This window comes from Laedolimicola sp. (assembly GCF_051972735.1).
Classification (GTDB): Bacteria; Bacillota; Clostridia; order Lachnospirales; family Lachnospiraceae; genus Laedolimicola; species Laedolimicola intestinihominis.
Genome location: NZ_JBOKYU010000006.1, coordinates 29,914 through 56,414, shown reverse-complemented (window position 1 = coordinate 56,414; position 26,501 = coordinate 29,914). Strand labels below are relative to the sequence as shown.

The window sequence follows — 26,501 nt, the reverse complement described above, 5'->3', positions numbered from 1 at the left end:
GCCAGGGTCTCCTGGATGTTGGCGAAATGGCGCTCATAATCAGAGAAGAGAAGCTCCTGCTTCTCATTTAAAATAGCTACTTTTACAGTGGTGGAACCGATGTCGATTCCCAGTGTATAGATAGTTGAATTATTCATAAAAAATATACGGCGGATTTCTCCGCCTCCCTCCTTTTCTAAATGACAGCAAAAGGTTTCTTAGACACTAATGTACATTATACGACACAAAATTTTTGAAATCAAATAAAAAAAATATAAACAATTTATGGAAAGTTTAACAAAAAGGCGCAGAGGTAACAGGATTTTCCGGATTGCATACAGTAAATGTATATAAATAGGAAGAAAAGGAACCGGATTTTATGGAAAAATGCATGGGATTTCTGCATACGGTCGAAAAAGGGGACACTCTCTATGCCTTAAGCCGCCGTTACCGGGTGCCTCTCGGGGCGCTTCTTTACGTCAATCCCTACATCAATGTCTACAACCTGCAGGTGGGGGACGAGGTGTGTATTCCCCTGCGTCGGCGTCCGCGGCAGGTGCCTCCGGAAAAAGAGAGGGGAGAAGGAAAGACCATTGCCTCCGGTTGACAAACAGAGGCTTCCCGCCTATAATAAAATTGTCTGAAAATGTTTCCGGGATTCGTGGAAATACAGTTTCCACGGCCCGGAAATCTTGTGTCACAGACATTTTTGATAGGAAAGGATGAATTATTTTTTATGAACTGGATAGACAAGCTGGAGAAAAAATATGGCCGCTACGCGATTCACAATCTGATGTATTATGTGATTATTCTTTATGCGCTGGGGTATGTGATTAATGTGGTGGCGCCCGATTTCTATACCGGATACCTGTCTCTCGATCCCACCGCCATCCTGCACGGCCAGATCTGGAGAATCGTGACCTTTATCATTTACCCACCTTCCACAGGGCTGTTTTTCTTCCTGATCAGCATGTACCTGTATTATTCCATCGGCAAGGTGCTGGAGATGCAGTGGGGCGCGTTTCGCTTTAACCTGTATCTGCTGACAGGTATGCTGCTTCATGTGGTGGCAGCTTTCTTAAGCTGTTACGTGTTCGGTGCGAATATTGGCCCCATGTTCGGCACCTATTATCTGAACTATTCGCTGTTTTTCGCTTTTGCGGCCACTTATCCGAACATGCAGTTCCTGCTGTTTTTTATCATTCCGATTAAGGCAAAATGGCTTGGTATCATCAATGCGGTGTACTTTGGCGTAACTATCGTGGCGGGATTTGCAGCACCGTATCTTTCGGTTCAGACGCTTCTGACTCTGTATCAGGCAGGCATCATCGCCCATCCGGCTTATGCGGTTATGGCTCTGGTGTCCCTTGGCAACTTCCTGATTTTCTTCTTCAGTATGAAAACCATGCGTCGGTACTCCCCGAAGGAGGTACACAGAAGACAGGTATATAACCGGAGCGTGCAGCAGGGCGAGAAACGGGCCAGCGTTCACAGATGCGCAGTCTGTGGCAGGACGGAGAAGGACGGCGACGATCTGGTATTCCGGTACTGCTCCAAGTGCAACGGCAATTATGAGTATTGTCAGGATCATCTGTTTACGCATGAGCATGTGAAATAGACATACAAAGTAGACTTCATTCATACACATTGTACGATGGTCATACCTTTACGAGAACGTTATAATTTTAACAAATAAAAAAGGAGGTTTTGTTTCATGAACACACCTGCGGAAATTGCAAAAAATTATGTGGGAATCGGAAAAGGAAAGGTGAATACACCGCCGCTCAAGCTGTTTATCCTCGGCATTATGGCCGGTATCTTCATCGGTATCGGCGGTATCGCCTATGAGATGGCAACGGCGACCATCGGCGGAGCTCTGGGCAAGCTGGTTGGCGCCTGCATGTTCCCGGCGGGACTGGCTCTTGTACTGATTGCGGGAAGCGAGCTTTTCACCGGCAACTGTCTGTTGGTTATTCCGCTTCTGGAGGGAGAAGTGAAATTCTCCGGCGTTCTGAAAAACTGGGTTTTCGTATACCTTGGTAACTTCGCAGGCTCTTCGCTCCTGGCTTTTCTGGTAGCTTTCGGACACAGCCCGTCTCTGCTTGACAAGGGACTTCTGGATGTGGTGATGTCTGTGGCGGCAGGCAAGGTGGCTTTAAGCTTCGGCGACGCTGTATTCCGCGGCATCGTCTGCAACATGATGGTATGTCTGGCTGTCTGGATGTCCTTTGCGGGTAAGACCGTAGCCAGCAAGATTGCGGGACTTTATTTTCCGATTATGATCTTCGTTATGGCCGGCTTCGAGCACAGCATTGCGAATATGTACTATCTGATGGTAGGCATCTTCAGTAATTCTATCTACGGCGTGGGTAACACAGCTGTGAATCTGGGCGCGGCGCTGACGAAGAATCTGCTGCCGGTAACTCTGGGCAACCTTATCGGCGGAGCAGCTATCGGCATCGTATACTGGTATCTGTATTTAAAAGGAACCAAAAAAGACTAAAGAATGAAAAGGGGTAAAGTATGAGCATTCGGGTGGAAGAATTCGGCACCACGAAGGACGGACAGAAGGTAAAGAAATACATACTGGAAAATGGAAAAGGCATGAAGGCGGCTGTCCTGAATCTGGGCGCGGTACTGGCGGAGCTTCACGTGCCGGATAAGGACGGCACGCTCCGTGATGTGGTCTGGGGCTATGAAGATGTAGCGGGCTATGAGGTCAACGGACCGGATCTGGGAGCTGTCGTGGGCCGGAATGCCAACCGTATCGGAGGGGCCGTTATCACCATTGCGGGCAAGGATTACACACTTGTGAAAAATAATGGCGAGAACAACCTGCACAGCGGCCCGGATATGTATTTTACCAGAATGTGGAAAGCGATCATCGCTGACGACAATAAGGTAGAGTTTTCCCTACATAGTCCCGATGGGGATCAGGGGTATCCGGGCAATGCGGATATCACCGTATCCTACACACTGACGGATGGCGGTGAGCTGCAGATTGCTTATGAAGGTAAGGCAGACCGGGATACCATCTTTAACCTGACCAATCATTCCTACTTTAATCTGGACGGTCAGGAGTCTGATTCGGTGCTGGAGCAGAAGGTATGGCTGGACGCAGACGCCTTTACACCGGGTGATGCGGGACTCATTCCTACAGGCGAGATCCGAAGCGTAGAGGGCACACCCATGGATTTCCGTACAGAACATACCATCGGCGAGCGGATTGACGCGGACTACGAGCCACTGAAGCTGGCCGGCGGCTACGATCACAATTATGTATTGAAGAATGAGGGAACATACGCGTTGTGCGGCAGACTCATTTCCGATAAGAGCGGTATCTGCATGGAGGTGTCCACGGACGCTCCCGGTATCCAGCTGTATGCCGCTAATTTCCTGGAGAACGAGAAGGGGGGAAAGGGTGGCCATACGTATGTGAGACGAAGCGCAGTCTGCTTTGAATCCCAGTACTTCCCGGACGCCTGCCATCATGAGAATTTCAAGAGTCCTATTGTAAAAGCGGGCGAGGTGTACCGGACGAAGACCGGATATCAGTTTTCGATAGTAAAATAGAAAAAAGAACGGAAAAGCGGGGAGCGCAGGCTATTTGGCCTGTGCTCCCTTTTGAATTCTGCAAAAAGTACTTGACAGTCTGAAATTAATAGTTTACTATGTGAACTGTTCATTTTGTGAACGAATATGAAGCATGCAGGAGGGAGGAGCAAAGGATGGAAGCGACCAGAGAAGAGGTCCTGAAGGGCTGGCTGAAATTATCAATGGCGATTAACAATGAGAGGTTGGTATCCGGACTGCCGTACAATGAATTTCTGATTTGTGGCATTTTGTACCGGAATCAGAAGAGCGAAAAGCCGGAGGAGCTTACGGCCACAGATCTGTGTAATGCGACGAAGATTCTGAAATCCCAGATGAATCGGATTCTGAACAGTCTGGAGAAGAAAGAACTGATTATACGGACTCGTTCGGAGCGGGATAAGCGGCAGCTTTATGTGACCTTTCGGATGGAGAGGGCGGAAAGTTACGAGCGGGAGCATGAGCGAATCTTGAAATTTGTGGACGAGTTGATGAACCGGATCGGCTGGGACCGCTCCGAGGAAATCGTAAAGCTCTTCGACCTGATTGCAAATATGGCAGACGAGGTAATTGGATGATAAAGATATTGGTAGATTCTTCTTCGGAGCTGACGAAGAAGGAAGCGGAGGAAAAAGGCTTTTTATTTGTACCCATCAGCGTAAATATCGGCGGAAGGGAATATCGGGACGGCGTGGATCTGACGAAGGATAAGTTCTACGATTTGCTGGTGAACGGCGGCGAATTCCCGCAGACTTCCCAGCCGTCGCCCCAGGCCTTTCTGGAACTGTTTGAGCAGGCGAAGAAGAATGGGGATGAGGTTGTGGCGATTCTCCTGTCGTCCGCTTTAAGCGGCACGTACCAGAGCGCGGTACTGGCAAAACAAATGGTGGATTATGAGGGGATTTATCTCATTGATTCCCTGACAGCTACGGGTGTGATCCAGATTCTGGCGGATTATGCGCAGGAACTCATTGAGAAAGGAAAGAGCGCTGCGGAAGTAGCGGAGCGGACGGACGTTTTCAAGACCAGGGTACACGCTATCGCCATGGTAGATACACTGGAGTTTTTGCAAAAGGGAGGCCGTATCAGCAAAACAGCGGCCATGATCGGCGAACTGGCAAGGCTCAAGCCCCTGATTACACTGACCGAAGAGGGAGGCGTGGGCGTTATCGGAAAAGCCATCGGAAAAAATAAGGCCGTGAGCTTTATGCTGAAATGGCTGGAGGAGCATCCGGTGGACGACGCCTGGCCGAAATATTCCATCTACACCAGCGGTACTGAGAACTGTGGACAGTTCGAAGAAAAGTTAAAAAATCATGGAATTGAAACCATGGGCCGGCTGCAGATTGGCGCAGCCATCGGTACCCATATCGGACCGAACGCTTTTGGAATTATATATGTGGAGAAAGCATAATGTACGAAAAGAGGGGAACTGCGTAAAGCAGCTCCCCCTTCGTGTATACAAAGTAGAAACTTAGTTTTCCATCGGTTTGCTGCCTGTAAAACGCAATCAGGAATTACATCCGCAGCCGGTGGTTCCCGTATCAAATGCCGGGTTAAAGGCGTAGAAGTTCTTCGAATTTAACTTATCCTGCACGATCCGGAGGGCTTCACCGAATCGCTGGAAATGTACAACCTCTCTCGCCCGCAGGAACCGGATGGCGTCGGTGACGTCCGGAGAATCCACGCAAAGCCGTAAGATGTTGTCGTAGGTGGTGCGGGCTTTTTCCTCTGCTGCCATATCCTCGGTCAGATCTGTAATCGGATCGCCCACCGACTGGAACATGGCAGCCGTAAAGGGCGTCCCGGAAGCCGCCTGGGGCCAGAGCGCCAGGGTATGATCCACATAATAGTCCTCAAAGCCGGAGGCCTTCAGTTCTTCCATGGACATATTCCGGGTCAGCTGATGGACGATGGTGGCAATCATTTCGAAGTGCCCCAGCTCTTCGGTGCCGATATCCGTAAGTGTTGCCATACATTCCTTATAAGGCATCGTATACCGCTGGGACAGATAACGCATGGAAGCGCCCAGCTCGCCGTTGGGGCCTCCATACTGGGTAATAATCGCCTTCGCCAGCTTCGGATTCGTCTCCTTGATGTGAATGGGATATTCCAACCGTTTTTCATAATTAAACATAAGCGCGTCCTCCCTTCTATTGCCACGGCCACGGCTGGTCTGCCCAGGTCCAGTAATCCTTCGGATTATGGACGTGGGACAGCGTCAGCGGGCCGTACTGGGTGGAATATTCATGAAGAGCTTCCCGATACATTTGGTTCTGTTTCTCAAAATAAGCGATGGCTTCCGTGTCTTCCGGATGAGTGTCCAGATAGAGGCAGGCGTCCACGCAGGCGAAGCCGGTGGTGGCGATGCGGCGGAGCAGCTGTTCCTTCGAAAGATCGCTGCAGGAGCAGGAGTCCCTGGGACGAACCGGGCCGGGGCCACTCTGGGGAACCGTCGGTATGGGACAGCCGGTGGCATTTCTTGGCTGGGGACAGGGTCTTACGGGCGATTGACAATTATTTCTCATCATCTGCAGCCACCCCGCTTTCCTGAAAATGGTTTATTTAACTCCGGAAATATGGTCCCGCACTGCAGGGCTTTTTCCAGGTCGTAGGTCTGATCCCAGTACTGCCAGGGCACATAGGCGATGGCCAGCGCAAGACCGCGCAGAGGATCCCGCATACAGGAGCAGCGCATGGAATTCTGGTTTCGATAATCCGCCATGAAGTGATTCCTTTCCATAAAACTATTCCTGATATCTTATGAAAAAAAGAAAAATCTGTGAAATTTCTAATTTCATTTACAAACGATAGAAAATATGGTTATAATAGTCAGGAGCAAACTGTAGAAATTGCAGACTTTATTGATAAAAACCAGATCAAACTAGGAAAAGAGGAACGTCACCAATGAAAAAAGAACCGTTTGTAACACTGGAGCAGTTACAGGAGATTACAAAAACCTATCCGACCCCGTTTCATCTCTATGACGAGAAGGGGATCCGTGAGAATGCAAAGGCTTTAAAGGAAGCATTTTCCTGGAATAAGGGCTATAAAGAATATTTCGCGGTAAAGGCTACGCCGAATCCGTTTCTGATTAACATTTTACGGGAGTACGGCTGCGGCTGCGACTGCTCATCCATGACAGAGCTGATGTTGTCCCATGAGATTGGCGTCAAGGGCGATGATATCATGTTCTCTTCCAATGACACTCCGGCTGAGGAGTTCGCTTACGCGGCAAAAATCGGCGCCATCATTAACCTGGATGACTATACCCACATTGATTTCCTGGAGAAGACTCTGGGCTATATCCCGGAGACCATCAGCTGCCGGTTCAATCCGGGCGGAATCTTCCAGATCAGCAACGACATTATGGACAATCCCGGCGACGCCAAGTACGGCATGACCGAGGAGCAGTTATTCGACGCTTACCGGGTACTGCAGCAGAAGGGCGCGAAGCATTTCGGTATCCATGCGTTCCTGGCGAGCAACACCGTTACCAATGACTACTATCCGATGCTGGCCAAGGTGCTCTTTGAGCTGGCAGTCCGCCTGAAGAAGGAGACCGGCGCGGACATCCGCTTCATCAACCTGTCCGGCGGCGTGGGTATTCCCTACCGTCCCGATCAGGAGCCCAACGACATCCGCGTTATCGGCGAGGGCGTCCGCAAGGTATATGAAGAGGTCATGGTTCCCGCGGGCATGGGCGACGTGGCGATCTACACAGAGCTTGGCCGTTTCATGATGGGGCCCTACGGCTGCCTGGTGACAAAAGCCATCCACGAGAAGCACACTTATAAAGAGTATATTGGCGTAGACGCCTGCGCGGTAAATCTGATGCGCCCGGCCATGTACGGCGCTTACCATCACATTACTGTGATGGGCAAGGAAAATGAGCCCTGTGACCATATCTACGATGTGACCGGTTCCCTTTGTGAGAACAACGATAAGTTTGCCATCGACCGTCCGCTTCCCAAGGTAGACAGGGGTGATTTCCTGGTAATTCACGACACCGGAGCGCACGGCTTTGCCATGGGTTACAACTACAACGGCAAGCTGAAATCCGCTGAGATTCTTTTAAAAGAGGACGGCAGCGCCCAGCTTATCCGTCGGGCGGAGACTCCGAAGGATTATTTCGCCACCTTCGACTGCTTCGATATCATCAAAAATCTGGTATAAATACAAAGCTTTTAAGGACAGGCCTTTCAAAAGGGCCTGTCCTTTTTGCATAAAATGAAAAATAACGGACAGATAGCTGGGATTGTGTATTGGGTTTTGACTGTAAATCTGTAATAATATATAGTTAGCATAGAATAACCTGCTGAAAATGAAGCTGCAGATGGAGAATACGATGGAGATAAAGACAGGAAAATGGAAGCGCTCACCCTACCGGCTGCTTCGCTATGGAGCGCTGGTGCTGGGCGCGATTCTGTTAATGTGCGTCTACAAACATATTTATACGGAATACAAGGACAGAGATGTCCAGATCCTGGCTTCTTGCGTGGAGGCTGGACGGGAATTGAAGCTGGATGTGTTCCACGTCGGCAATCGGGATGTAAAAAGCTGCGTCTGGTATGCGGGAAGCGAAGAGCGGCTGCGGGAGAAAAAGCTGTGCGGTTATACGCCGACGGCGGAGGATGTGGAGCAGTTTATCCGGGTGGAGGTGACGCTGAAGGATGGCAGCGTCTATGAGGATTCCAGGTATTTCAGTGTGCTTCCTGTTCTGTCCCTGAATAGTGATACGGCTTATGAAGAGGTGGAAAAGGAGACAGACACAGCGGTGGAAGTGAGTCTGGAAGGCCCGGGTTATTCCCCGGAAGAGCTTTACCAGGGAACCGGAACCATTCACCTGCGGGGAAACAGTACGGCAGAGCTGCCGAAGAGACCCTTCAAGCTTCATCTGGATGAAAAAAGCGGACTGTTGGGAATGGGAGAAAAGCGCCACTGGGTACTTTTGGCCAATGCCATTGATTCCACGCTGCTGCGGGATCAGCTGGCCTATGGCCTGTCTGCCGATCTGGGAGCGGAGTACTTCATGGATTCCCGGCAGGTGACCCTGATTTACAATGGGGAATATTATGGAGTCTATCAGCTCTGTGAACAGATTCGTGTGGGGAAGAATCGGATCGATATCTATAACTGGAGAGAACTGGCGGAACAGATCGCAAAGGGAATCGCAAAGGATCTGAATATTGCGGGGCAGGACGCGGCGGCTTATCGGGAGGGATTCCGAAATGTCCTGCAGGAGGAGCTGGAGCGGGATATGTCCTGGATTGATACGGGCGTGTTTGAGTCAGCCGGTCTGGCGGACTGGAACGCGGCGAACGGCACAGATTATCCCACCCGATTTACCGTCACAGACTATCTGGACGGAGAAAAAATTCCTGAGCCCACAGGCGGCGTGCTTCTGGAGCTGGATTCCAGAAACCGCCACAGTACGCTTACGACGGCCTACCATGAGCCTATTGGATTTGCAGATCCGGAGAATGGGGAGACCAGTAAAACCCTGCGCGCGGAGATAGGCAGACAGATCCAGACGCTGGAATACGCCCTTCATTCTTCCGATTTTTGTTATCACGAGTCTGATATCCACTACGAAGTGGCGGAGGAAGGATACTGCAATTATGCGAATCAGTTCGCGCGGGAAGGCGTTTCCTATAAAGAACGGGAATATCAGGACAGTGAAAATGACGGAAAGCATTATTCGGAACTGATAGATATGGATTCCCTTCTGACGAATTTTCTGCTCTGCGAATTTACCATGAACTGGGACGCCATGAAGAACAGCGTATATCTGTACAAAGATCTGGAGGGTCTCTGGTCCCTGGGACCGGCCTGGGATTACGACTGGGGCTGGGGCAACAGTATGTACACACTGAACACCTGGTATACAAAAGAGTGGTGTACCACCAGCGCCTACTATGCCAACGAGGCTTACTACCAGATAGTACAATGGAACCGCTATCTGATCCGGGATCCTTATTTTCTGATGTTGCTTTGGGAAAAGTATCAGACAATAAGGGAAACCGTGCTGGAGGAGCTGATCCGGGACGGCGGAACCATCGATCAGTATGCGGAAAAATTACGTCCGGCAGCGAAGGCCAACGACGCCCGCTGGGGCGGCTGCATGGGAACCTTCGAGGGTCAGAAATTTGACGAGGGAATTACGGAGCTCAAGCGCTTTATGAAGGAACGGCTGTCCTGGATGGATGAGCAGTTCGCGTCTGTGGAAAGCCTGCGGAAATCCTTCGGATATTATGCCAATTCCAGCCTGACCTGGATATCGGAAGTGGATCAGACGTCCGAACGGGGAAATGTACGGATTGTAGTGGAGACAGAGGTGCCGGAAGGTACGGCGGTGTCCCTGCAGGTAAATGGCACAAACTTTTATACGGCGTCCCTTGAGGATGGGAAAGCTGTGTTTGAAGTTCCAAACGCGGCGCTTCGCTCCGGCGGCAATGTGGCGCAGGCCCGGCTTAAGGGAGCGGACGGGGAATGGCTTGTGAACCCGGATGGAACAACGGAGGGAGACTATACAAACGCCATTTCCAATTACGCCTATTTTGTTAAATAAAGGTAAAAAAATACAGATAAATTTTCGATAACTTTTACAGCGCCGTTTCTTGACGGCGCTTCTTTTCTGGTGTTATAATGGGCGGGTAAAATGGAAAAGATAGAGAAAAGAAAACAGGAGTGAGAAGAAGATGACCATGAAATTAAGAAAAACGAAAATTATCTGTACTCTGGGACCTGCCTCCGAATCCGAAGAAGTGATTCGTGAACTGATGCTGGCAGGCATGAACGTAGCAAGACTGAATTTCTCCCATGGAACCCATGAGGAGCAGAGAGGAAAGCTGGAGCGTGTAAAGAAGGTCCGGGAAGAGCTGGGGCTGCCTGTTGCATTGCTTCTGGATACAAAGGGACCGGAGATCCGGACCGGCGAATTTGAAAAAGGAAAGGTAGAGCTGAAGAAGGGACAGACCTTCGTGCTGACCACCGAGGATGTGCTTGGAAATGAAGGAAAGGTCTCCATTACCTACAAAAACCTGGTAAAAGACGTACAGGAAGGCGATTCCATCCTGATCGACGACGGTCTCATCGGCCTGAAGGTTGTAAAGGTGACCGAGAAAGAGATCATCTGCAGCGTGGAGAACGGTGGAACCGTTTCCAATAAGAAGGGTATTAATGTGCCGGGCGTCGAGCTGAAGATGCCGTTTATCAGCAAAAAGGATAAGGACGATATTCTGTTTGCGGTGAAAGAGGGCTTTGATTACATCGCTGCTTCCTTCACCCGGACTGCAGACGATATTCTGGAGATCCGTCGGATCCTGGAAGAAAACAACTGTAATTTCATCAAGATCATTGCCAAGGTGGAAAATGATCAGGGTATTAAAAATGTGGACGAGATCCTGCGCGTGGCCGACGGCGTCATGATTGCCCGCGGCGACATGGGCGTGGAGATTCCCTTAGAAGAGGTGCCGAGTATCCAGAAGAAGCTGATCCGCAAGGCCTTTGAGACAGGCAAGCCGATTATCACTGCTACCCAGATGCTGGATTCCATGATGAAGAATCCGCGCCCAACCCGTGCGGAGACCTCTGACGTGGCCAACGCCATTTACCAGGGTACCAGTGCCATTATGCTGTCCGGCGAGACTGCTTCCGGTCAGTATCCGGTAGAGGCCCTGAAGACCATGGTGAAGATTGCCCTGCGTACCGAGGCGGATATTGATTATGATGAGCGTTTCAAGCGCCGGAGCATCGAAGATCGTACGGATATCACCAACGCCGTTTCCCATGCGACCTGCACCACAGCCGTGGACCTGCACGCGTCGGCGATTATCACAGTCACCAAGTCCGGCCGTACGGTGGGAATGGTAGCCAAGCATCATCCGGGCTGCATGATCATCGGCTGCTGTATGGATGATTACGTATGCCGTCAGCTGAACCTGTACTGGGGCGTACAGCCGCTGCTTCTCCCGAAGGAGGAGGATGCGGACGCTCTGTTCAACAGCGCGGTGGCTGCCGCAGAGGAGGCCGGTCTGGTATCCAGAGGTGATCTGACGGTTCTGACCGCGGGCGTACCCCTTGGCGTGACCGGAACCACGAACCTGATCAAGGTACAGGTAGCGGGTAAGATTCTGGTCAAAGGTAAGGGCTATACCAAGAAGAAGGTCTGCGGCCCGATCTGTGTGGCGAAGGACGCAGAGGAATTGAAGAAAAATTTCGCGGCCGGCGATATCGTCGTTGTACCGGAGACTACCAATGAGATGCTGCCGGAGCTCAAAAGCGCCCAGGCAGTCATTGCGGAGCATGGAGGAAGCAATTCCCATGCGGCCATCGTAGGCCTGACCCTGGATATTCCGGTTATAGTGAACGCGGCCAACGCGACGGAAATACTGAAGAGCGGAGCTGTGGTACAGGTGGATGCGGAGACCGGAACCGTTTCCAGCAACAGCTAGGAGGAAAATTCATGGCGGAACTGACACCCATGATGCAGCAGTACCTGAAGACCAAGGAGCAATACAAGGACTGCATACTATTCTATCGTCTGGGCGATTTTTATGAAATGTTTTTTGACGACGCGAAGATCGCGTCCCGGGAACTGGAACTGACATTAACAGGAAAGAGTTGTGGATTGGAGGAACGCGCACCTATGTGTGGCGTTCCTTATCATGCTGTAGAGGGATACTTAAACCGGCTGGTGTCCAGAGGCTATAAGGTGGCCATCTGCGAGCAAATAGAGGATCCGAAGGAAGCCAGGGGCCTGGTGGCCCGGGATGTGGTGCGCATCGTGACGCCGGGTACAAACTTAAGCACCGCCGATGAGACGAAGAATAATTATCTGATGTGTATCGTTTATCTGTCCGATCGTTACGGGATTTCCACAGCGGACATTACCACCGGCGATTATCTGGTGACCGAGGTGGATTCAGAGCGGAAGCTTTTGGATGAGATCAATAAATTTGCCCCTGCGGAGATCATCTGCAACGAGGCATTTTCCATGAGCGGCGTGGACCTGGAGGATCTGAAGTTCCGTCTGAATATCGCCCTTTACCCGTTGGAGTCATGGTATTTTGACGACGAATTATGTAAAAATACCCTGTTGGAGCATTTTCAGGCAGCAAATCTTGCGGGACTTGGCCTTACAGATTTAAGCTGTGGTATGATCGCAGCGGGCGCTCTGTTGAAATACCTTTATGAGACTCAGAAGCAGCCCCTGACCCATATGACCCACCTTAAGACCTATACCATCGGCAAATACATGATCATCGACAGCTCCAGCCGGAGAAATCTGGAGCTGACAGAGACCCTGCGGGAAAAGCTGAAGCGGGGCTCGCTTCTGTGGGTGCTGGATAAGACAAAGACCGCCATGGGGGCTAGAACCCTTCGGGGCATGGTGGAGCAGCCCCTCATTGACCGGGCGGAGATCGAGAAGCGCCATGCGGCTATCGAGGAGCTGAATCAGCATGTAATCAGTCGGGAAGAGCTGAGGGAATACCTGAATCCCATCTATGATCTGGAGCGTCTGATTGGCCGTATCAGTTATAAGACAGCCAATCCCAGAGATATGATTGCGTTCCGGACATCTCTGGAAATGCTGCCCCATATCCACACATTACTGGAAGATTTTTCCTCTCCGCTTCTCTGTGAGCTGCGGGAGGATCTGGATACGCTGACGGATATCCAGGCTATGATTGAAAAAGCTATTCAGGAGGATCCGCCCATCTCCATCCGGGACGGCGACATCATCAAGGACGGCTATCATGAGGATGTGGATCGCTTCCGGAAGGCCAAGACCGAGGGCAAGAGCTGGCTGGCAAAGCTGGAGGCCGAGGAGCGGGACAAGACAGGTATCAAAAATCTGAAAATCAAGTACAATAAAGTATTCGGTTATTATCTGGAGGTCACCAACTCCTACAAGGATATGGTTCCCGGGACCTGGATGCGCAAGCAGACCCTGACCAACGCGGAGCGCTATATTACGCCGGAGCTGAAGGAACTGGAGGATACGATTCTGGGGGCCGAAGAGAAGCTGACAGCTCTGGAATACGGCCTGTTCTGCGAGCTGCGGGACAACATTGCTTCCCAGGTGCTGCGGATTCAGAAGACTGCCAAGGCTGTGGCCATGGTGGATGTGTTCGCGTCCCTGGCCTTTGTGGCGGAGCGGAATCATTTTGTGCGCCCGAAGATGAACGAAAAGGGAATCATCGACATCAAGGGCGGCCGCCATCCGGTGGTGGAGCAGATGATCGATAACGACATGTTCATTCCCAACGATACATATCTCGATAATAACGCCAAACGGATTTCCATCATCACCGGCCCGAATATGGCCGGAAAATCCACCTACATGCGCCAGGTGGCTCTCATCGTGCTGATGGCTCAGATCGGCAGCTTCGTTCCGGCGGACAGCGCGAAGATCGGCGTCGTAGATCGGATTTTCACCCGTGTGGGCGCTTCTGACGACCTGGCTTCCGGACAGAGTACTTTTATGGTGGAAATGACAGAGGTGGCGAATATCTTACGGAACGCCACCGGCAACAGCCTTCTGATTCTCGACGAGATCGGAAGGGGAACCAGCACCTTCGACGGCCTGGCCATCGCCTGGGCGGTCATTGAATACATCAGCAATCCGAAGATTCTCGGGGCCAAGACCCTGTTCGCCACCCATTACCATGAGCTGACTGAGCTGGAGGGCTCCCTGGCGGGCGTGAATAACTACTGCATCGCCGTCAAGGAAAAGGGCGACGACATTGTGTTCCTGCGGAAAATCATCCGGGGCGGCGCGGATAAAAGCTACGGCATCCAGGTGGCCAAGCTGGCGGGCGTGCCCGAGCCGGTCATTGCCCGGGCAAAGGAGCTGGTGGAGGAGTTAAGCGAAGCGGATATTTCTCTGAAGCCGAAGGCCCTGCCGGTGGAAATGAGCATGGAGTCCGAGCAGATCTCCCTTTTCGATACGGTGAAGGACGACGATATCATTACCGAGATCCGGGACATGGATCTGGGTAATATGACGCCGCTGGACGCGCTCAATACCATCTATCGGCTGCAGAATAAGATTAAGAACAGGTGGTGATCGGATGGCAAATATTCAGGTACTGGATCAGAAAACAATCGATCAGATCGCGGCGGGAGAGGTCATCGAACGGCCCTCCTCCGTGGTCAAGGAGCTTGTGGAAAATTCCATCGACGCGGGGGCTACGGCGGTCACGGTGGAAATCCGGGACGGCGGCACCTCCTTTATCCGGGTGACTGACAATGGAAGCGGCATCGACCGCGACCAGGTGGCAGTTGCCTTTTTGCGCCATTCCACCAGTAAAATCCGGGTGGTGGAGGATCTGTTTCATGTGGCTTCTCTGGGATTCCGCGGTGAGGCCTTGTCTAGTATCGCGTCCATCGCCATGGTGGAGCTGATTACGAAGACCAGGGACGCGGACGCTGGCGTCCGCTATGTCATCGAGGGCGGCGCGGAGAAGAAGCTGGAGGATATGGCTGCGCCGGACGGCACCACCTTTCTGGTGCGGAGTCTCTTTTATAACACCCCGGCCAGGCGGAAGTTTCTAAAGTCCCCCATGACCGAGGCCGGTTATATCAGCGATCTGATGGAGCGTCTGGCTCTGTCCCGTCCTGACATTTCCTTCCAGTTCATCAACAATGGACAGACAAAGCTTCACACCTCGGGCAATCATAACCTGAAGGATGTGATTTACCATATCTATGGCCGGGAGATCGCGGCCAATCTGGCGGAGATCGACGCAGAGCAGGGGCCGGTGCGGATTACGGGCTTTATCGGGAAACCGGCGGTGTCCAGGGGAAACAGAGGATTTGAGAACTATTTTATCAATGGAAGATATATTAAGAGTAATGTGATCGCCCGGGGCATCGAAGAGGGCTATCGGACCTTCATGATGCAGCATAAGTACCCGTTTACGGCGCTGCATTTTACGATAGACGGCGGGCTCCTGGATGTGAATGTGCATCCGACGAAGATGGAGTTACGATTCTCTAACCAGGAGCAGCTGTACCGGTTCGTGAGAGAAACGGTGCATCAGGGGCTTATGGGACGGGAGCTGATTCCAGAGGTGAAGCTGGTCGAAGAGGAGCCGGAGAAGAAAGAGACGGCAGAGCCCGTTCCGGGAAATGGGGTAAATCCGCTCAGCAGTCTGACACGGCAGAAAAGCACGGCGGCAGCACCGGTGGCAAAACCGGAGCAGACCCCGACCCCGCAGGAGCGGAATCTGGAATATTTTATGGCTCAGATGCGAAAGCGGGTCAACGCGGAATTTGAGGAGAAGAAGGTAGCGAAGCAGGTAGAAGCGAAGCCAGTGCTGAAGGAGGATTCGATCTTCAGTAATGAGGAGCTGGCGATGCTGGAGCCAAAGATAGAAAAACGGCAGCAGGAACAGCCGGTGGTACAGGCGGAAGAGAAAACACCTGTACCGGAGCGTGCTGTGGAGCCGGGGATTCTGCGGGAGGATGGCGTGTACCGGGTGACTCGGATAGAGAAGGCCCCGGACACAGCATATGAGCAGCAGGATCTCTTCGACCACCGACTCCTGAATCCCAAGACAAAATCCGACATTATCATCATTGGTCAGTTATTTGAAACTTACTGGTTGGTACAGTTCGAAGATAAATTTTACATGATTGATCAGCATGCAGCCCACGAAAAGGTTCTGTACGAGCGGACGGTCAAAACGCTGGCGAACAAGGAGATCACGTCTCAGATGGTCAGCCCGCCCCTGATCCTGACCCTGAATATGCAGGAGGCGGCGAAGCTTGCCGAATATCAGGACTATTTTCAGGAGCTGGGCTTCGAGATCGAGCCCTTTGGCGGCAAGGAATACGCGGTCAGCGCTGTTCCGGCCAATCTGTACGGGCTGGCGGAAAAAGACTTATTCATGGAGATCTTAGACGATCTGGAATACGTCAGCGGAAAAAACACCGAGATGATTCTGGATAAGATCGCTTCCATGTCCTGCAAGGCTGCAGTCAAGGGCAACCAGCGTCTGTCCACGGCGGAGGCGAAGGAGCTGATCGAGGAGCTTCTGACACTGGATAATCCTTATAACTGCCCCCATGGACGGCCTACGATTATCTCCATGTCGAAGCAGGAGATTGAAAAGAAATTCAAGCGAATCGTGTAAATATGGAAAAGCTAGAAGTGTACAGACGCAAAAGGAGGATGGACCTGTGAAGGGAGAAAATGCGGGAACCCCTGCGGTTTCTATTATTATTCCTGTATATAATGCGGAATACTTCCTGGCCCGCTGTGTAGACAGCGTGCTGGGGCAGGAATATACAGACTTTGAATTGCTGCTCATCGATGATGGAAGTAAAGACAAATCCGGAGCCATGTGTGACGCTTACGCAGCGTCTGATTCCCGCGTGCGTGTCTTCCACAAGGAAAACGCCGGCGTCTCAGCGGCCCGAAATCAGGCTCTGTCCGAGGCCCGGGGAACTTACATTCAGTTTCTGGACAGCGACGACTGGATGACGCCCGATTCCACCAAGCTTCTGGTGCGGGCGGCGGAAGAGGGAAGCTGTGATCTGGTCATCGCGGATTTCTACCGGGTGGTCGGCGAGCGGGTATCCCGGAAAGGTGATATCGAGGAAGAGGGAGTCATGAGCCCTGAAGAGTTTGCGGCCCATATGATGGAGAGCCCGGCGGATTACTATTACGGCGTGCTCTGGAATAAGCTGTATCGCCGTTCCATTATTGAGGAACATGCCCTTCGCATGAATGCGGAAATCAGCTGGTGCGAGGACTTTATGTTCAACCTGGAATACATCCGTTTCGCGGAGCGCATCACGGCTCTGCACGCGCCTATTTACTATTATGTGAAGCGCAAGGGTTCGCTGGTCACCACCCAGGGAACCAGCCTGACCAAGACCATTCAGATGAAGCTGGGCGTCTTTGAGTACTATCACAACTTTTACAAGCATGTGCTGGACGAGGAAGAGTATGAGAAAAACCGGCTTCAGGTGTATCGATTTCTGGTGGACGCCGCCGGTGACGGCATGGTGGGAATTCCGCTGCTGCCGGGTACCAAGAAGCTGGGGGACGAGCGAACCGGCGTCAGCATCGCGGCTCTGGCCGGGGAAGGCATGCTTTCCGATCAGTACCGGGAACGGAAGCTGATGCAGAGGTATCTGGAGGTGGCGGCCCTGAAAAGTGATCTGACTGCCGCGGAGGCCTATCTGCTTCTGTGCCTGAGCCATCTGAGCGACACGGTGAATAAAAAAGAGCTGGCGGATTTCGCGGGGGTATCCCGAAGCGCCCTGAGCATGCAGCTTCAGAAGCTGGTGCTGAGGGGGCTGATTAAGGTGGAGGACGTTCCGACGCCGAAGCCCGTGCGCCAGAAGAAGGAAAAAAGCAGGGAAAAAGACGAACTGGTGCGTAAGGCCCCGGAAAAACGGGTACGCGTCATGTTCCAGCCGGAGGCAGAGCCGATTTTAAGGGAACTGGCGGCAGTCCAGCGGGACTACGACGAGGCCAGGTTCGCAGGCTTCGACGAAGAAGACCTGATCCAGTACGCCCGCCTGTCCGAGAAAATGAAGCGGAACATGCAGAAGGTGCTGGCGCCGGTGCGGTGAGGAGAGAAAAATGACGAAGAAAAAACCAAAGGCAACCAACTGTGAAATGTGTGGAAACTACGTGTATGACGACGATTATGGATATTATGTCTGCGAAATGGATTTGGACGAGGACGAAATGCGTCTCTTTATCCAGGGAAGCTTTCACAGCTGTCCCTATTTCCAGTACGGGGACGAGTATCGGATTGTAAGACATCAGATGTAAAGGAGAGGATAGAAATGGAAAAATCAAAGGTGTATTTTACAGACTTCCGGGCACGTCTCGGGGAAGGACTTCCGACGAAGCTGAAACGGCTGATGAAAAAAGCCGGTTTTGACTCCATGGACATGGAAGGAAAATTCGTAGCCATCAAAATGCATTTTGGCGAGCTGGGAAATATCAGCTATCTGCGGCCCAATTACGCCAAGGCTGTGGCAGACATGGTAAAGGAGGCGGGCGGAATTCCCTTCCTGACCGACTGCAATACCCTGTATCCGGGCAGCCGTAAGAACGCCATCGAGCATATGTATTGCGCCTGGGAAAACGGATTTACGCCCATGACAGTAGGCTGTCCGGTGATCATCGGAGACGGTCTTAAGGGAACCGACGATATCGCAGTTCCGGTGAAGGGTGGTACCTACATCAAAGAAGCGAAAATCGGCCGTGCCATCATGGATGCGGACATATTCATCAGCCTGACACATTTTAAGGGTCATGAGATGACCGGTTTCGGTGGTACCATCAAAAACATCGGCATGGGCTGTGGCTCCCGTGCCGGCAAGAAGGCACAGCACTCCAATGGAAAGCCGACCATCGACCCGGAGGTCTGTCGCGGCTGCAAGCGCTGTATGCGGGAATGCGCGAACCAGGGTCTGGAATTCGATGAGACCACGAAAAAAATGCACGTAAACGCGGAAAACTGCGTGGGCTGCGGCCGGTGCCTGGGCGCCTGCAACTTCGACGCTATCCGGTTCGTCAACGACGCGGCTACGAAGGAGCTGAACTGCCGTATGGCAGAATACGCTAAAGCGGTAGTAGACGGCCGTCCCAACTTCCATATTTCCCTGATTGTGGATGTGTCTCCTTACTGCGACTGCCATGGGGAAAATGACGCGCCGATACTGCCTAACGTGGGAATGCTGGCCTCCTTTGACCCGCTGGCTCTTGATCAGGCCTGCGCGGATCTGTGCTTAAAGCAGCAGCCCCTTCCCAACAGCGTACTTTCCGACAACATGAAGAAAGCAGACTTCTGCGATCATCACGACCATTTCGAAAATACGACGGTAGATTCCGAGTACAAAAGCTGCCTGGAGCATGGCGAAGAGATAGGCCTGGGAAGCAGGGAGTATGAGCTGATAGAGATGTAGGCGATACATAAAGAATCCCACGAAGCTTGCACAGATCACTGAACTTAAAGAAAAAGCTGCAGGTTATACGGAAGCGCTATTCTCGCTTCCGTATAACCTGCAGCTTTTCTTCAGAATTCCCTATTCTATAAAAAGTCCTTCCGGAGATCACATCGCAGGATTCCACATCCGATGCAGAGCGTCCAGAGTCTCCATAGTCCGTACAGACATCTCTTCTGTCATCGCCGGACTCTCGGTCAGCCCGGCCCGGATACAGCTAAGAGCGTGCTCCAGTTCATAACGAAGCTCGAAGTCGCAGGGATAGTCAAGCACCACAGGATCCTGTCCTTTAAAATGAAGAACCGCCCTTCGCGCCTTCCAGTAATCCGGAAGCTCAATATAACCCTTTTCCCCGTAGAGATAGCCAACATGGACTGTATCCGCCGCCGTGCTGGTCTTGTTGGTGAAGATAAGGCCGTTGTCCATGCGCATCACCGCCGCAAACTGATTTTCCACCGGACTGTCCGCGCGGGTGCAGAGCCCGGTCTGCTCCGTTACAAAGGAATCGAAGAGATACTGCATCAGCTGCAGGCTGTAGCTGGCGTTGGAAAAGAGAGGTCCGCCGCCCTTGGACGCGTCAAACATCCAGCTGTTATAGCCTGCATCAAAGGAACTGGAAAAATCTGCCATGGTAATCCGGCCAAACTCACCGGCCTGAATGCGCCTTTTCAACTCCTGCACCACCGGCAGAAAGACGCATTTCTGCATTTCCATTACAAAAAGCCCTTTCGCCCGGGCCAGCATAAAAAGATCCCGCACCTCGGCCGGCTTCAGCGCGAAAGGCTTCTCACAGAATACATGCTTCCCCTGCTCCAGCGCAAGCCGCGCATAGCGGGCGTGCTCGCTGTTGATGGTCGCAATATAGACGATATCCACCAGATCCGAGGCAATCAGCTCCTCATAGCTTCCAAAAGCCTGCGGAATCCGCCAGAGCCGCGCCTTCTCAGCGGCCTTTTCCAGATTCCGCGAAGCGATAGCCGTCACCACACAGCCTTCCACAGTTCCTGCAGCGTTCACAAACCGCGGTACGATAGAGGCAGTACTCAAAATACCGATACGAAGAGGATTCATAAAAAACTCCTTTTTCCAAAACAAATTTCCTGTAAACGTAGGATTACTTATAGAATAGGGGGCAGGGGAAGGAAAGTCAAGAAAAGAAACGACGAAGGAGAAGCTGATGGCGGTTGCCGAGGCTGCCTGCGCGGAAAATGATACTCTGCACAATATGCCCTTTGAGGTGACGCCGGAGTCCGTTTACGCGGCTATCCTCGCTGCAGACCGGTACGGAAAATATTTCCTCGGCGAAGCATAAAACCAAAAACATTTCGAACCCCGGCGCCCCTGACCGAAAAAGCAGAGACGCCGGGATTTTTTCTGCGCATTTTTATAAGAAAACCACCAAATTATCAATTAGAATAAGTAATAACCGTCCCCCGATCCGCCCTTGCATTTCAAAAAATCATGGTTTATACTTTTGTACGTACTAAATGAGTAAATTCCGACGGCCTTATCTGACCGTCATCCGTACAGAAAAGCATCTTTATAAGAAAAGCACAGGACGGAGGTACCCCATGAACAGAGAACAAATCCATGAACAATACGAAGAGGACGAGAAGCTCCGTGAGGAATGCGGCGTGTTCGGAATCTATGATTTCGACGGCAACGACGTGGCTTCTACGATTTATTACGGCTTATTTGCCCTGCAGCACAGAGGACAGGAGAGCTGCGGCATCGCGGTCAGCAATACGAACGGCCCCAAAGGCGTGGTAAAAAGCCATAAAGGCATGGGCCTGGTAAATGAGGTCTTTGCGCCGGACCAGTTAAGCGCCCTGAAGGGCGATATCGGCGTAGGACATACCCGCTATTCCACGGCGGGCAGCAGTACCAGAGAGAACGCCCAGCCGCTGGTATTAAATTATGTGAAAGGAACCTTAGGGTTAGCCCACAACGGCAACCTGGTCAACGCGCCGGAGCTCCGCCGGGAGCTGGAATACACTGGAGCTATTTTTCAGACCACCATTGATTCCGAGGTCATCGCCTACCATATCGCCAGAGAGCGAATCCACACGGGAAGCGTTGAGGAAGCAGTTTCCCGGGCTATGGATAAGATCAAGGGAGCCTATTCCCTGATTGTCATGTCCCCCAGAAAGCTCATCGGAGCCAGAGACCCCTACGGCTTCCGTCCCTTATGCATCGGCAAGCGTGACAACGCTTACATCCTGGCCAGTGAGACCTGCGCCCTGGATACCATCGGCGCCACCTTTGTGCGGGACGTGGAGCCCGGCGAGATCGTGACAATTACGCCCCAGAAAGGCATCGAATCGGATAAGAGCCATTGCCTTCCGAAGGATCAGGAGGCGCGCTGCATCTTTGAATACATCTATTTCGCCCGCCCGGACAGTCATTTCGACGGCGTCAGCGTCTATCAGGCGCGGATTCAGTCAGGCAGATTCCTGGCCATGGACAGCCCGGTGGAGGCCGACCTGGTGGTGGGCGTACCCGAGTCAGGCAATGCGGCGGCCCTCGGCTATTCCCTTCAGTCCGGCATCCCCTACGGTACCGCCTTTGTGAAAAATGGTTATGTGGGCCGTACCTTTATCAAGCCGGGCCAGAGCAGCCGGGAATCCAGCGTCCGGGTGAAGCTGAATGTCCTGAAAGAGGCAGTCAATGGAAAGCGCGTGATTATGATCGATGATTCCATCGTCCGCGGCACCACCAGCGACCGCATTGTGAAGATGCTCCGCGACGCCGGAGCCAAAGAGGTACATATGCGGGTCAGCTCCCCGCCCTTCCTGCACCCTTGCTATTTCGGTACCGACGTACCGGCGGAGGAGCAGTTAATCGCCCATAACCGGACCATCGAGGAGATCCGCCAGGTCATCGGGGCTGATTCCCTGGCCTATCTGAAGACAGAACGCCTGGGCGAGATGATTGGCGGCATGGGCCATTGCACGGCCTGCTTTACCGGCGACTACCCGATTGCGCCGCCCACCGAGGATATCCGGGGCAGCTTTGAAAAATAAGAAAAATAAGCCCGGAAAATAAGATTGTGATATGGCGGGAAATATAGTAAAATAAATGGAAAAACAAAGAGGAGAGAAAACATGAGTACAGACAGATACGTAAGCCCCTTATCCGAGCGCTACGCAAGCAAGGAGATGCAGTACATCTTTTCCCCGGATAAGAAATTCCGCACCTGGAGAAAGCTGTGGATCGCCCTGGCTGAAACCGAGAAGGAGCTGGGATTGCCCATCACCCAGGAGCAGATTGATGAACTGAAGGCCCATCAGGACGACATCAACTACGACGTGGCAAAGGCCCGTGAGAAAGAGGTACGCCACGACGTCATGTCCCACGTATACGCATACGGCTGCCAGTGTCCGAAGGCAAAGGGCATCATCCATCTGGGCGCTACGTCCTGCTATGTGGGCGACAATACAGACATCATCGTCATGACCGAGGCCCTGAAGCTGGTTCATAAGAAGCTGGTCAACGTGTTAAATGAGCTGGCAGCTTTTGCTGATAAGTATAAGGATCTGCCGACCCTGGCGTTTACCCATTTCCAGCCGGCCCAGCCCACCACCGTGGGAAAGAGAGCGACCCTGTGGATGCAGGAATTCTGCCTGGACCTGGAGGATCTGGAGCACGTGATTTCCACCATGAAGCTTCTTGGATCCAAGGGAACCACCGGCACCCAGGCCAGCTTCAAGGAGCTGTTTGAGGGCGACGAAGAGAAAATCAATAAAATCGATCCGATGATCGCGGAGAAGATGGGCTTCAGGGAGTGCTACCCGGTATCCGGCCAGACCTACTCCCGTAAGGTGGACACCCGTGTCCTGAATGTGCTGGCAGGCATTGCAGCCAGCGCCCACAAGATGTCCAACGACATCCGCCTTCTGCAGCATCTGAAGGAAGTGGAAGAGCCCTTCGAGAAATCCCAGATCGGTTCCTCCGCCATGGCATACAAGCGCAACCCCATGCGCAGCGAGCGAATCGCTTCCCTGTCCCGCTACGTGATCGTGGACGCCCTGAACCCGGCCATCACCAGCGCCACCCAGTGGTTTGAGCGTACCCTGGACGACTCCGCCAACAAGCGTCTGTCCATTCCGGAAGGCTTCCTGGCCATCGACGGCATCCTGGATCTGTGCCTGAACGTGGTAGACGGCCTGGTAGTATACCCGAAGGTGATCCGCAAGCACATGATGGCAGAGCTGCCCTTCATGGCCACAGAGAACATCATGATGGACGCGGTCAAGGCAGGCGGCGACCGCCAGGAGCTGCATGAGCGCATCCGTGAGCTTTCCATGGAAGCAGGAAAGAATGTGAAGGTAAACGGCGAAGAAAATAACCTGCTGGAGCTGATTGCCGCAGACCCTGCCTTCGGCCTTTCCCTGGAGGATCTGAAGAAGACTATGGAGCCCTCCCGCTACGTGGGACGCGCCCCGGAGCAGGTAGACGCGTTCCTGGGACAGGTGGTAAAGCCGATTCTGGAGAAATACAGCGATATTCTCGGAGAAAAAGCAGAAATTAACGTATAAACCCCTTGCATTTATGGAAAAAGTGTGCTACATTGTAATAGAATAAATAGCGCGGCCGACAAAGAGTGAACGAAAGTTCACTCTTTGTTTTTGAAATAAAAAACACGACCGCCCAGGGAAAGGAAGACTATGACAAAGAGAGAAGAGTACGAACAGAAGACAGAGAAGCTTCTCATGCCCATCATGGAAGCCAACGGCTTCGAGCTGGTGGATGTGGAGTATGTAAAAGAAGCCGGTAACTGGTATCTGCGGGCTTACATCGATAAGCCGGGCGGAATCACGGTGGATGACTGCGAGGTAGTCAACCGGGAGCTGGGCGATCTGCTGGATCGGGACGATTTCATCGACGATTCCTACATTCTGGAGGTCAGTTCCCCGGGCCTTGGCCGACCGCTGAAAAAAGAACGTGATTTTATCCGGAGCAAGGGCGAAGAAGTGGAGATCCGCACCTACCGCATGGTAGACAGGCAGAAGGAATTCCGCGGCGTATTAAAAGCCTGGGATAAGGACACGGTAACCATTGAGACAGAGGACGGACAGGAACAGATATTTGACAGAGACAACATTGCGCTGATTCGTCTGGCGTTTGATTTTTAATAGAAGAGTGAAAAACTAGGAGGAAAGAAAAGAATGAACACAGAACTGCTGGAAGCTCTGGAGCTTTTGGAGAAAGAAAAGGATATCAGCAAGGAGACCATGCTGGAGGCCATCGAGAACTCTCTGCTGAAAGCCTGTGAGGCGCACTTTGGCAAGGCCGACAATATTAAGGTCAACATCGACCCGGTTACCTGCCAGTTCTCCGTACTTGCGGAGAAGAAGGTCGTAGAGCAGGTAGAGGATGATGTGACCGAGATCAGCCTGTCCAACGCGAAGATGATCGACCCCAAGTACGAGGTGGGTGACATTGTGAATGTGGAAGTAAAATCCAAGGAATTCGGACGTATCGCCACACAGAATGCCAAGAACATCATCCTGCAGAAGATCCGCGAGGAAGAGAGAAAATCTCTGTTTAACCAGTATTACGGCATGGAGAAAGAGGTTGTGACCGGCGTCGTACAGAGATACCTGGGCCGCAATGTCAGCGTAAACCTGGGTAAGGTAGACGCCATCCTCAATGAAAACGAGATGGTAAAGGGTGAGGTATTCAAGCCCACCGAGCGTATCAAGGTATATATCCTGGAAGTAAAGGATACCAATAAGGGACCGCGTATCCTGCTGTCCAGAACCCATCCGGAGCTGGTAAAGCGCCTGTTTGAGTCCGAGGTAACCGAGGTCCGGGACGGCATTGTGGAGATCAAGTGCATCGCCCGTGAGGCAGGCTCCAGAACGAAGATCGCCGTATGGTCCAACGATCCGGACGTGGATCCGGTAGGCGCCTGCGTCGGTATGAACGGCGCCCGTGTCAACGCGATTGTAAATGAACTGCGCGGCGAGAAGATCGACATCATCAACTGGAACGAGAATCCGGCCCTGCTGATTGAGAACGCCTTAAGCCCGGCCAAGGTGATCGCGGTCCTGGCTGATCCGGAGGATAAGACAGCCAAGGTTGTGGTTCCCGATTATCAGCTGTCCCTGGCCATCGGTAAGGAAGGCCAGAACGCGAGACTGGCAGCAAGGCTCACCGGCTTCAAGATTGACATCAAGAGCGAGACCCAGGCAAGAGAAATCGAGGGCTGGTTGGACGTAGACGAGGAGTACGAGGAGTACGAGGACTTCGAGGAGTATAAGGAGTCCCAGGCTTACGAGGAAGCGCAGGCCGCAGAAGCAGCTGAGACAGAGACAGAGGAAGAGAGTCAGGATGAATAAAAAAGTACCGATGCGCCAGTGCGTGGGCTGTCAGGAAATGAAAAGCAAGAAAGAGATGCTGAGAGTCCTTAAGACAGCGGAGGATGAAATTGTGCTGGACGCCACAGGCCGGAAGAACGGTCGGGGCGCGTATCTTTGTTTTTCTAAGGAATGTCTTGCAAAAGCCCGGAAGAACAAAGGCCTGGAGCGTTCCCTGAAGATGGCCATTCCTTCAGCAGTGTACGACAGCCTGGAAAAGGAGTTGGATGAGCTTGGCACAGAATAGAGTATTATCCCTGATAGGCCTGGCCCAGAAGGCAGGAAAGACCGCCAGCGGCGAATTCGCCACGGAGCACGCGGTCAAGTCCGGAAAGGCGGCGCTTGTCATTGTGTCGGATGAATCGTCCGATAATACAAAAAAGAAGTTCCAAAATATGTGTGACTACTACGAAGTACCTGTGTATTTCTATGGTGGAAAAGAGGAGCTGGGCCACGCGATGGGCAAGGAATTCCGCGCGTCCCTGGCGATTCTGGATGAGGGACTTGCGAAGAGTATAGAGAAGAATTTGAGATTGTGAAGAAGCTGAACAATCAATCATAACGGAGGTAGAAATTTGGAGGGAAACA

25 protein-coding genes are annotated in these 26,501 nt (G+C 52.3%); 21 read left to right on the top strand and 4 right to left on the bottom strand.

From position 1 onward, the window contains the following. Positions 1-358 precede the first annotated feature (358 nt). From ACTRC3_RS03150 to ACTRC3_RS03125, 6 genes are all read left to right on the top strand, one after another. Complete coding sequence (locus tag ACTRC3_RS03150) at positions 359-586, top strand: LysM peptidoglycan-binding domain-containing protein (protein ID WP_349165340.1); 228 nt, start codon at positions 359-361, stop codon at positions 584-586. A 129-nt stretch (positions 587-715) separates the two neighbouring features. Then, positions 716-1,597, top strand: coding sequence for a rhomboid family intramembrane serine protease (locus tag ACTRC3_RS03145; protein ID WP_440321500.1), 882 nt, complete (start codon positions 716-718; stop codon positions 1,595-1,597). Positions 1,598-1,693: 96 nt separating this feature from the next. Continuing rightward, complete coding sequence (locus tag ACTRC3_RS03140) at positions 1,694-2,482, top strand: formate/nitrite transporter family protein (RefSeq protein WP_440321498.1); 789 nt, start codon at positions 1,694-1,696, stop codon at positions 2,480-2,482. A 20-nt stretch (positions 2,483-2,502) separates the two neighbouring features. Beyond that, a complete protein-coding gene (locus ACTRC3_RS03135; RefSeq protein ID WP_440321496.1) occupies positions 2,503-3,552 on the top strand; it encodes an aldose epimerase family protein in 1,050 nt (349 codons plus the stop codon). Between the two features lie 155 nt (positions 3,553-3,707). Next, entirely contained in the window at positions 3,708-4,148 is a 441-nt protein-coding gene (locus ACTRC3_RS03130; protein ID WP_440321494.1) for a MarR family transcriptional regulator, read from the top strand. Then, positions 4,145-4,984, top strand: a complete 840-nt coding sequence (locus ACTRC3_RS03125; protein WP_440321493.1) for a DegV family protein — start codon at positions 4,145-4,147, stop codon at positions 4,982-4,984. Before ACTRC3_RS03130 ends, ACTRC3_RS03125 begins: the two co-directional genes overlap by 4 nt. Positions 4,985-5,080: 96 nt before the next feature. On the opposite strand, the gene ACTRC3_RS03120 is transcribed toward ACTRC3_RS03125, so the two are convergent. From ACTRC3_RS03120 to ACTRC3_RS03110, 3 genes are read right to left on the bottom strand one after another with little or no spacing between them, the layout of a single operon-like run. After that, complete coding sequence (locus tag ACTRC3_RS03120) at positions 5,081-5,707, bottom strand: manganese catalase family protein (protein ID WP_440321491.1); 627 nt, start codon at positions 5,705-5,707, stop codon at positions 5,081-5,083. Between the two features lie 16 nt (positions 5,708-5,723). Next, entirely contained in the window at positions 5,724-6,101 is a 378-nt protein-coding gene (locus ACTRC3_RS03115) for a spore coat protein CotJB (RefSeq protein ID WP_440321489.1), read from the bottom strand. Continuing rightward, complete coding sequence (locus ACTRC3_RS03110; protein ID WP_178039297.1) at positions 6,098-6,268, bottom strand: spore coat associated protein CotJA; 171 nt, start codon at positions 6,266-6,268, stop codon at positions 6,098-6,100. The genes ACTRC3_RS03115 and ACTRC3_RS03110 overlap by 4 nt, the downstream gene beginning before the upstream one ends. Positions 6,269-6,477: 209 nt before the next feature. On the opposite strand from ACTRC3_RS03110, the gene ACTRC3_RS03105 reads away from it, so the two are divergent. From ACTRC3_RS03105 to ACTRC3_RS03070, 8 genes are all read left to right on the top strand, one after another. Then, a complete protein-coding gene (locus ACTRC3_RS03105; RefSeq protein WP_440321488.1) occupies positions 6,478-7,746 on the top strand; it encodes a diaminopimelate decarboxylase in 1,269 nt (422 codons plus the stop codon). 172 nt (positions 7,747-7,918) lie between these two features. Beyond that, a complete protein-coding gene (locus ACTRC3_RS03100) occupies positions 7,919-10,141 on the top strand; it encodes a CotH kinase family protein (protein ID WP_440321487.1) in 2,223 nt (740 codons plus the stop codon). A gap of 136 nt (positions 10,142-10,277) precedes the next feature. Further along, positions 10,278-12,026, top strand: coding sequence for a pyruvate kinase (gene pyk, locus ACTRC3_RS03095; protein ID WP_440321485.1), 1,749 nt, complete (start codon positions 10,278-10,280; stop codon positions 12,024-12,026). Positions 12,027-12,037: 11 nt separating this feature from the next. Beyond that, on the top strand, positions 12,038-14,644 hold the full coding sequence (mutS, locus tag ACTRC3_RS03090) for a DNA mismatch repair protein MutS (protein WP_440321483.1): 2,607 nt from the start codon (positions 12,038-12,040) through the stop codon (positions 14,642-14,644). Positions 14,645-14,648: 4 nt separating this feature from the next. Continuing rightward, positions 14,649-16,715, top strand: a complete 2,067-nt coding sequence (mutL, locus tag ACTRC3_RS03085) for a DNA mismatch repair endonuclease MutL (protein WP_440321481.1) — start codon at positions 14,649-14,651, stop codon at positions 16,713-16,715. Between the two features lie 46 nt (positions 16,716-16,761). After that, positions 16,762-18,165 carry a glycosyltransferase gene (locus ACTRC3_RS03080; protein WP_440321479.1) on the top strand — a complete coding sequence of 468 codons (1,404 nt, stop codon included), beginning with the start codon at positions 16,762-16,764 and terminating at the stop codon, positions 18,163-18,165. 10 nt (positions 18,166-18,175) lie between these two features. Further along, complete coding sequence (locus ACTRC3_RS03075) at positions 18,176-18,370, top strand: DUF6472 family protein (protein WP_440321477.1); 195 nt, start codon at positions 18,176-18,178, stop codon at positions 18,368-18,370. 14 nt (positions 18,371-18,384) lie between these two features. Then, positions 18,385-19,512: a DUF362 domain-containing protein gene (locus ACTRC3_RS03070; RefSeq protein ID WP_440321475.1), complete on the top strand. Its 1,128-nt coding sequence runs from the start codon at positions 18,385-18,387 to the stop codon at positions 19,510-19,512. A 147-nt stretch (positions 19,513-19,659) separates the two neighbouring features. Here ACTRC3_RS03070 and ACTRC3_RS03065 read toward each other — a convergent pair whose 3' ends face one another. Next, positions 19,660-20,622, bottom strand: coding sequence for a Gfo/Idh/MocA family protein (locus ACTRC3_RS03065; RefSeq protein ID WP_440321474.1), 963 nt, complete (start codon positions 20,620-20,622; stop codon positions 19,660-19,662). Between the two features lie 106 nt (positions 20,623-20,728). Here ACTRC3_RS03065 and ACTRC3_RS03060 point away from each other — a divergent pair, with 106 nt between their 5' ends. The 7 genes from ACTRC3_RS03060 (at position 20,729) to ACTRC3_RS03030 (ending at position 26,452) form a co-directional block, all read left to right on the top strand. After that, a complete protein-coding gene (locus ACTRC3_RS03060) occupies positions 20,729-20,863 on the top strand; it encodes a hypothetical protein (RefSeq protein ID WP_440321473.1) in 135 nt (44 codons plus the stop codon). A gap of 259 nt (positions 20,864-21,122) precedes the next feature. Next, positions 21,123-22,574, top strand: coding sequence for an amidophosphoribosyltransferase (gene purF, locus ACTRC3_RS03055; RefSeq protein ID WP_440321471.1), 1,452 nt, complete (start codon positions 21,123-21,125; stop codon positions 22,572-22,574). Between the two features lie 81 nt (positions 22,575-22,655). Then, positions 22,656-24,089 carry an adenylosuccinate lyase gene (gene purB, locus ACTRC3_RS03050; RefSeq protein WP_178039749.1) on the top strand — a complete coding sequence of 478 codons (1,434 nt, stop codon included), beginning with the start codon at positions 22,656-22,658 and terminating at the stop codon, positions 24,087-24,089. A gap of 129 nt (positions 24,090-24,218) precedes the next feature. Next, complete coding sequence (locus ACTRC3_RS03045; RefSeq protein WP_178039750.1) at positions 24,219-24,686, top strand: ribosome maturation factor RimP; 468 nt, start codon at positions 24,219-24,221, stop codon at positions 24,684-24,686. A gap of 33 nt (positions 24,687-24,719) precedes the next feature. Beyond that, positions 24,720-25,895 carry a transcription termination factor NusA gene (gene nusA / locus ACTRC3_RS03040; protein ID WP_178039751.1) on the top strand — a complete coding sequence of 392 codons (1,176 nt, stop codon included), beginning with the start codon at positions 24,720-24,722 and terminating at the stop codon, positions 25,893-25,895. Further along, a complete protein-coding gene (gene rnpM / locus ACTRC3_RS03035) occupies positions 25,888-26,160 on the top strand; it encodes an RNase P modulator RnpM (protein ID WP_178039752.1) in 273 nt (90 codons plus the stop codon). The genes nusA and rnpM overlap by 8 nt, the downstream gene beginning before the upstream one ends. After that, positions 26,141-26,452 carry a ribosomal L7Ae/L30e/S12e/Gadd45 family protein gene (locus ACTRC3_RS03030; RefSeq protein ID WP_178039753.1) on the top strand — a complete coding sequence of 104 codons (312 nt, stop codon included), beginning with the start codon at positions 26,141-26,143 and terminating at the stop codon, positions 26,450-26,452. The genes rnpM and ACTRC3_RS03030 overlap by 20 nt, the downstream gene beginning before the upstream one ends. The last annotated feature ends 49 nt before the right edge of the window (positions 26,453-26,501 follow it).